The sequence below is a fragment of the Kitasatospora sp. NPDC059803 genome (genome assembly GCF_042732255.1).
Lineage (GTDB): Bacteria > Actinomycetota > Actinomycetes > Streptomycetales > Streptomycetaceae > Kitasatospora.
Genome location: NZ_JBHWIJ010000345.1, coordinates 1 through 8,449, shown reverse-complemented (window position 1 = coordinate 8,449; position 8,449 = coordinate 1). Strand labels below are relative to the sequence as shown.

The window sequence follows — 8,449 nt, the reverse complement described above, 5'->3', positions numbered from 1 at the left end:
TGCTACTGAGTAGCGGGGACAGGATTTGAACCTGCGACCTCTGGGTTATGAGCCCAGCGAGCTACCGAGCTGCTCCACCCCGCGTCGGTAAACACGACTCTACGCGACTTCTGCCAGGGAACCTAATCGCTGCCCCGCAGACCCCCCGGTCCCGGGCCGCGCAGCAGGAACGCCGCAGGGCGGCCACCCCGCGAGGGGTGACCGCCCTGACAGCCGAACGTCGGACTCAGCCGGTGTACGGGCCGTAGTCGTAGTCGTCCAGCGGGACCGCCTGGCCGGAGCCGGCGCCGAAGGGCGACAGGTCGTAGTCGTCGTAGCCGACGGCCGAGTACATCGCGGCCTTGGCCTCCTCGGTCGGCTCGACCCGGATGTTGCGGTAGCGGGGAAGACCCGTACCGGCCGGGATGAGCTTACCGAGGATGACGTTCTCCTTGAGGCCCAGCAGCGGGTCCGACTTGGCGTGGATCGCCGCGTCGGTGAGGACCCGGGTCGTCTCCTGGAAGGAGGCGGCCGACAGCCAGGACTCGGTGGCCAGCGAGGCCTTGGTGATACCCATCAGCTGCGGACGGCCGGAGGCGGGGTGACCACCCTCGGCGACCACGCGACGGTTCTCGGTCTCGAAGCGGCCGCGCTCGACGAGCTCGCCCGGGAGCAGCTCGGCGTCGCCCGACTCGATGATCGTCACGCGGCGGAGCATCTGCCGGATGATGATCTCGATGTGCTTGTCGTGGATCGACACACCCTGCGAGTTGTAGACCTTCTGGACCTCGGCGACCAGGTGGATCTGGACGGCACGCTGGCCCATGATCCGCAGGACGTCGTGCGGGTTGGTGGCACCCATGGTCAGCTTCTGGCCGACCTCGACCGCCTCGCCCTCGCTGACCAGCAGCTTCACACGCTTGGAGACGGGGTAGGCGATCTCCTCGCTGCCGTCGTCCGGGGTGATGACGAGCTTGCGGGTCTTCTCGGTGTCCTCGATCCGCGCCCGGCCGGTGGCCTCCGAGATCGGGGCCACACCCTTGGGGGTACGGGCCTCGAAGAGCTCGACGACACGCGGCAGACCCTGGGTGATGTCGTCACCGGCCACACCACCGGTGTGGAAGGTACGCATCGTCAGCTGGGTGCCGGGCTCACCGATGGACTGGGCGGCGATGATGCCGACCGCCTCACCGATGTCGACCAGCTTGCCGGTGGCCAGCGAACGCCCGTAGCAGAAGGCACAGGTGCCGACGGCCGACTCGCAGGTCAGGATCGAGCGGGTCTTGACCTCGCCGATGCCGTGGCGGATCAGCTCGTCGATCAGCACGTCACCGAGGTCGGTGTTGGCGGTGGCAAGGAGCTTGCCGTCCACCGTGATGTCCTCGGCGAGCATGCGGGCGTACACGCTGGTCTCGACGTCGTCGGCCTTGCGCAGGACGCCGTCCGCGCCGACGGCGCCGATCGCCAGCTTCAGGCCGCGCTCGGTACCGCAGTCCTCCTCGCGAATGATGACGTCCTGGGAGACGTCGACCAGACGACGGGTGAGGTAGCCGGAGTCGGCGGTACGGAGGGCGGTGTCCGCCAGACCCTTACGGGCACCGTGGGTGGAGATGAAGTACTCCAGCACGGTGAGACCCTCACGGAACGACGCCTTGATGGGTCGCGGGATGGTCTCGTTCTTGGCGTTCGACACCAGACCACGCATACCGGCGATCTGGCGCATCTGCATCATGTTTCCACGAGCACCCGAGTCGACCATCATGAAGATGGGGTTCGTCTTCGGGAAGTTCTCGTTCATGGCCTCGGCGACCTCGTTGGTCGCCTGGGTCCAGATGCCGATGAGCTCCTGCTTGCGCTCGTCGTTGGTGATCAGGCCGCGCTCGTACTGACGCTGGACCTTCTCCGCCTTCGCCTCGTAGCCCTCGAGGATCTGGGGCTTGTTCGGCGGGACGACGACGTCGGAGATCGAGACGGTGACACCCGAGCGGGTCGACCAGTGGAAACCGGACGCCTTCAGGTTGTCCAGGGTCGCCGCGACGACGACCTTGGGGTAGCGCTCCGCCAGGTCGTTGACGATCGCGGAGAGCTGCTTCTTGCCCACCTCATAGTCGACGAACGGGTAGTCCTCGGGCAGCAGCTCGTTGAAGAGCGCGCGGCCCAGGGTGGTGGTCAGACGGAACGGCTCGCCGTCGAACCAGGCCGTCTGGCCCTCCTCGTCCACCGGCGGGGTCCAGCCGCGCGGCGGGACGGTGCCGGCCGGCAGGCGCAGCTCGATCGGGGCCTGGACGTCCAGCTCGCGGGCGTCGAAGGCCATGACGGCCTCGGCGGTCGAGGAGAAGGAACGGCCACCGCCCTTCACCGTCTCCCGGTCCGAGGTCAGGAAGAACAGACCGAGCACCATGTCCTGGGTCGGCATGGTGACGGGGCGACCGTCGGCCGGCTTCAGGATGTTGTTCGAGGACAGCATCAGGATGCGGGCCTCGGCCTGCGCCTCCGCGGAGAGCGGCAGGTGGACGGCCATCTGGTCACCGTCGAAGTCCGCGTTGAACGCGGTGCAGACGAGCGGGTGGATCTGGATGGCCTTGCCCTCGACCAGCTGGGGCTCGAAGGCCTGGATGCCGAGGCGGTGCAGGGTGGGCGCACGGTTCAGCAGGACGGGGTGCTCGGCGATGACCTCTTCGAGCACGTCCCACACGACCGGGCGGGCACGCTCGACCATGCGCTTGGCCGACTTGATGTTCTGCGCGTGGTTCAGGTCGACCAGGCGCTTCATCACGAACGGCTTGAAGAGCTCCAGCGCCATGGCCTTGGGCAGACCGCACTGGTGCAGCTTGAGCTGCGGGCCGACGACGATGACCGAACGGGCCGAGTAGTCGACGCGCTTGCCGAGCAGGTTCTGGCGGAAACGACCCTGCTTGCCCTTCAGCATGTCGCTGAGGGACTTCAGCGGGCGGTTGCCCGGGCCGGTGACCGGACGGCCGCGACGGCCGTTGTCGAACAGGGCGTCGACGGCCTCCTGGAGCATGCGCTTCTCGTTGTTCACGATGATCTCGGGCGCGCCGAGGTCGAGAAGCCGCTTCAGGCGGTTGTTGCGGTTGATCACGCGGCGGTACAGGTCGTTCAGGTCGGAGGTCGCGAAGCGGCCACCGTCCAGCTGCACCATCGGACGCAGGTCCGGCGGGATGACCGGGACGCAGTCCAGCACCATGCCGTTGGGCTTGTTGGTGGTCTGCAGGAACGCGGAGACGACCTTGAGGCGCTTCAGCGCACGGGTCTTCTTCTGGCCCTTGCCGGTGCGGATGATCTCGCGCAGGCGCTCGGACTCCTCCGCCAGGTCGAAGGTCTCGAGGCGGTCCTTGAGGGCCGCCGCGCCCATCGAGCCGGAGAAGTAGGTGCCGAAGCGGTCGCGCAGCTCGCGGTAGAGCAGCTCGTCGCCCTCGAGGTCCTGGACCTTGAGGTTCTTGAAGCGGGCCCACACCTCGTCGAGGCGGTCGAGCTCGCGCTGCGCGCGGTCGCGCAGCTGCTTCATCTCGCGCTCGGCGCCCTCGCGCACCTTACGGCGCACGTCGGCCTTGGCGCCCTCGGCCTCCAGCTCGGCCAGGTCGGTCTCGGCCTTCTTGGCACGGGCCTCGAGGTCGGAGTCGCGGCGGTTCTCGATCTGCTGGCGCTCGACCGAGACGTGCGCCTCCAGGGACGGCAGGTCGCGCTGGCGGCGCTCGTCGTCGACCCAGGTGATCATGTAGGCGGCGAAGTAGATGACCTTCTCGAGGTCCTTCGGCGCCAGGTCGAGCAGGTAGCCCAGGCGGGACGGCACGCCCTTGAAGTACCAGATGTGGGTGACCGGGGCGGCCAGCTCGATGTGGCCCATCCGCTCACGGCGCACCTTGGCGCGGGTCACCTCGACGCCGCAGCGCTCACAGATGATGCCCTTGAAGCGGACGCGCTTGTACTTACCGCAGTAGCACTCCCAGTCCCGGGTGGGGCCGAAGATCTTCTCGCAGAAGAGTCCGTCCTTTTCGGGCTTCAGGGTGCGGTAGTTGATGGTCTCCGGCTTCTTGACCTCGCCGTGCGACCACTGGCGGATGTCGTCGGCGGTGGCCAGGCCGATGCGGAGCTCGTCGAAGAAGTTGACGTCAAGCACTGGTCGTCAAGCCCTCTTTCGTAAGTCGAGAGTCGTTCATGTGGTCTGAGGGGGGCCTGGGGGCGGGCCGGCTGCTCGGGCAGCCGGCCCAACCTCCGTCAGACCTCTTCGACGCTGCTCGGCTCGCGCCGGGACAGGTCAATGCCGAGCTCCTCGGCGGCGCGGAACACGTCCTCGTCGGAGTCCCGCATCTCGATGGACTGGCCGTCCGAGGACAGCACCTCCACGTTGAGGCAGAGCGACTGCATTTCCTTGATGAGGACCTTGAAGGACTCGGGAATGCCGGGCTCGGGGATGTTCTCGCCCTTGACGATGGCCTCGTAGACCTTCACACGGCCGAGGACGTCGTCGGACTTGATGGTGAGCAGCTCCTGCAGCGCGTAAGCAGCGCCGTACGCCTCAAGGGCCCACACCTCCATCTCACCGAAGCGCTGACCACCGAACTGCGCCTTACCACCGAGCGGCTGCTGGGTGATCATCGAGTACGGACCGGTCGAACGGGCGTGCAGCTTGTCGTCGACCAGGTGGTGCAGCTTGAGGATGTACATGTAGCCGACCGAGACCGGCATCGGGAACGGCTCGCCGGAGCGGCCGTCGAACAGCCGGGCCTTGCCGGTGGAGTTCACCAGGCGCTCACCGTCACGGGTGAGGGTGGTGTTGTCCAGCAGGCCGGTGATCTCGTCCTCGCGGGCGCCGTCGAAGACCGGGGTGGCGAGGTTGGTGCCGCCCTGGACGGTGTCGGCGCCGATCGCCTGGAGGCGCTGGGCCCACTCGTCGGCGAGGCCGGAGACGTCCCAGCCCTGCTTGGCGAGCCACCCGAGGTGGATCTCCAGGACCTGTCCCGGGTTCATTCGGGACGGGACACCCAGCGGGTTGAGGATGATGTCGACCGGGGTGCCGTCCTCCAGGAACGGCATGTCCTCGACCGGCAGGATCTTCGAGATGACGCCCTTGTTGCCGTGACGGCCGGCGAGCTTGTCACCGTTGGTGATCTTGCGCTTCTGGGCCACGTAGACGCGGACCAGCTGGTTCACGCCCGGGGGCAGCTCGTCGCCCTCTTCACGGTCGAAGACGCGGACGCCGATGACCTTGCCGGACTCACCGTGCGGCACCTTCAGCGAGGTGTCGCGGACCTCACGGGCCTTCTCACCGAAGATCGCGCGGAGCAGGCGCTCCTCCGGGGTCAGCTCGGTCTCACCCTTGGGCGTGACCTTGCCGACCAGGATGTCGCCGGTGACGACGTCGGCGCCGATGCGGATGATGCCGCGCTCGTCGAGGTCGGCGAGGACCTCCTCGGAGACGTTCGGGATGTCCCGGGTGATCTCCTCGGGGCCGAGCTTGGTGTCACGGGCGTCGACCTCGTGCTCCTCGATGTGGATCGAGGAGAGGACGTCGTCCTGCACGAGGCGCTGCGACAGGATGATCGCGTCCTCGTAGTTGTGACCCTCCCACGACATGAACGCCACGAGCAGGTTCTTGCCGAGGGCCATCTCGCCCTCGTCGGTGCACGGGCCGTCGGCCAGCACCTGGCCGGACTCGACCCGGGCGCCCTCGTCCACGAGCACCTTCTGGTTGAAGGCGGTGCCCTGGTTGGAGCGGGTGAACTTGGCGGCGCGGTACGTGGTGTACGTGCCGTCGTCGTTGGCGACGGTGACGTAGTCGGCCGACACCTCCTGGACGACACCGGCCTTCTCGGCGGTGATGACGTCCGCGGCGTCGACGGCGCAGCGGTACTCCATGCCGGTACCGACCAGCGGAGCCTCGCTCTTCAGCAGCGGCACCGCCTGGCGCATCATGTTCGAGCCCATGAGCGCGCGGTTGGCGTCGTCGTGCTCGAGGAACGGGATCATGGCGGTCGCGACCGACACCATCTGGCGCGGCGAGACGTCCATGTAGTCGATCTCGGTGCCCGGGATGTAGTCGATCTCGCCGCCACGGCGGCGGACCAGGACACGCGGCTCGGCGAAGGTCAGCTCCGCCGTCAGCGGGGCGTTGGCCTGCGCGATGACGTAGCGGTCCTCCTCGTCGGCCGTGAGGTAGTCGACCTGCTCCGTGACGACACCCTCGATGACCTTGCGGTACGGGGTCTCGATGAAGCCGAAGGCGTTGACCCGGCCGTACGAGGCCAGCGACCCGATCAGACCGATGTTCGGGCCTTCGGGGGTCTCGATCGGACACATGCGCCCGTAGTGCGAGGGGTGCACGTCACGGACCTCGAAGCCGGCGCGCTCACGGGAGAGACCACCGGGGCCGAGGGCGGACAGACGGCGCTTGTGGGTCAGGCCCGACAGCGGGTTCGTCTGGTCCATGAACTGCGACAGCTGGCTGGTGCCGAAGAACTCCTTGATGGAGGCGACGACCGGCCGGATGTTGATCAGGGTCTGCGGCGTGATCGCCTCGACGTCCTGGGTGGTCATGCGCTCGCGCACGACGCGCTCCATACGGGCGAGACCCGTACGGACCTGGTTCTGGATGAGCTCGCCGACGTTGCGCAGGCGACGGTTGCCGAAGTGGTCGATGTCGTCGACCTCGACCACGATGTCGCGACCGGTCTGGTCGTTCCACTCGGTCTCACCGGCGTGCAGCTTCACCAGGTACTTGATCGCACCGATGATGTCGGGCTCGGTGAGCACGCCGGAGTCCAGCGACTCGGCGTTGCCCAGCTTCCGGTTGACCTTGTAGCGGCCCACCTTGGCGAGGTCGTAGCGCTTCGGGTTGAAGTACAGGTTCTCCAGAAGCGTCTGCGCGGCCTCGCGCGTCGGCGGCTCGCCAGGACGCAGCTTGCGGTAGATGTCCAGAAGCGCGTCGTCCTGGCCCTGGGTGTGGTCCTTCTCCAGGGTGTTGCGCATGGACTCGTACTCGCCGAACTCCTCGAGAATCATCTCGTTGGTCCAGCCGAGCGCCTTGAGCAGCACGGTGACGGACTGCTTGCGCTTGCGGTCGATGCGGACGCCGACCATGTCGCGCTTGTCGATCTCCATCTCCAGCCAGGCACCACGCGAGGGGATGACCTTGCAGGAGTAGATGTCCTTGTCGGACACCTTGTCCAGGGTGGAGTCGAAGTACACGCCCGGGGAGCGGACCAGCTGCGACACGACGACACGCTCGGTGCCGTTGATCACGAACGTGCCCTTGTGGGTCATGAGCGGGAAGTCGCCCATGAAGACCGTCTGAGACTTGATCTCACCGGTCTCGTTGTTGGTGAACTCGGCCGTGACGAAGAGCGGAGCCGCGAACGTGAAGTCGCGGTCCTTGCACTCGTCAATCGAGTTCTTCGGCGGCTCGAAACGGTGGTCGCGGAAGGTCAGCGACATCGACCCACTGAAGTCCTCGATCGGGGAGATCTCCTCGAAGATCTCCTCCAGACCGGACTTGGTGGGGACGTCCTGACCGTTCTCCAGCGCCGCCTCGACCCGGGACTTCCAGGCCGCATTGCCGAGCAGCCAGTCAAAGCTCTCGGTCTGCAGGGCCAGGAGGTTGGGGACCTCGAGGGGCTCCTTGATCTTCGCGAAGGAGACGCGGAGCGGGGCGGTGGATGCGGCGGAATTGTTCGAGGCGTTGCGCGGCGCGGCCAAGAGGGGGGTCCTTCCGAGGGCTCGGAGCTCACTACGCGCGTACCAGCCGGGCCTTCACGGGCTTGGTCCCGCCTCCCTCGCCACTAGCCTCCGCCGGGATCGGAATCCCAGGTCAGAGCCGCTTTGCGGAGGCGATGCCAGACCCCTTCAGGGCAACGCAAACTCCGGGCGACGAGTCACGGAGCAGCTAACAGGCAGCGCAAAGGGACAGTGTAGCCAAAGGGCACACTGCTGTCCAGCTCTGATTCGGAAACCGAATCGGAGACTCCTCCCGGTAGCCGGCGGACGCGAACGCCCACCGGGTACTGCACCGGCCCGGGCACTGCCCGGGCCCCATAACTCACGTGGAGTCATTTCCCGCCTGAGCCACTGGTTATGCATCCAGTGGCAAACCAACCGGGCGGACTCGCGCCTTGAGAATCGCGCGCCTCGCCGGGTTCGTCAAGGGCCCGCAGGCGGTGCGGACCTCGACCCGTCCATCGGCCGGACGCCCCCCGGCGTTACAGAAGCCGTGGTGGGGGCCACCGTCGATGACGGTGATCACCATACCCGTCCGCACCGACGCTGCCGAGTGGGCTCTCGGCCACACCGGCGCGTCCCGGCCGCGGAGTGGTCCCAGGGCCGCCCAGGGCCGCCCAGGGCCGGAAACGCGAAAAAGCCGGGCCGACCACCCACAAGGGGGTTAGGGCCGGGTGGAGGGGCCCGCAGAGGGGGCGGGGAGTGACTTGTCGGTGTGCTTGGGGCCGGGCCCCGC

The 8,449-nt window shown here is 67.3% G+C and carries 2 protein-coding genes and 1 tRNA gene; all 3 read right to left on the bottom strand.

What is annotated here, in order from left to right; genetic code table 11:
• Positions 1-10 precede the first annotated feature (10 nt).
• The 3 genes from ACFV6I_RS34680 to rpoB all read right to left on the bottom strand — a co-directional run bounded on the left by ACFV6I_RS34680 (position 11) and on the right by rpoB (position 7,695).
• Positions 11-84 (bottom strand) — tRNA-Met (locus ACFV6I_RS34680).
• A 142-nt stretch (positions 85-226) separates the two neighbouring features.
• Entirely contained in the window at positions 227-4,120 is a 3,894-nt protein-coding gene (locus tag ACFV6I_RS34675; RefSeq protein WP_063348940.1) for a DNA-directed RNA polymerase subunit beta', read from the bottom strand.
• A gap of 98 nt (positions 4,121-4,218) precedes the next feature.
• Positions 4,219-7,695, bottom strand: coding sequence for a DNA-directed RNA polymerase subunit beta (gene rpoB, locus ACFV6I_RS34670; protein WP_063348939.1), 3,477 nt, complete (start codon positions 7,693-7,695; stop codon positions 4,219-4,221).
• Between the last annotated feature and the right edge of the window lie 754 nt (positions 7,696-8,449).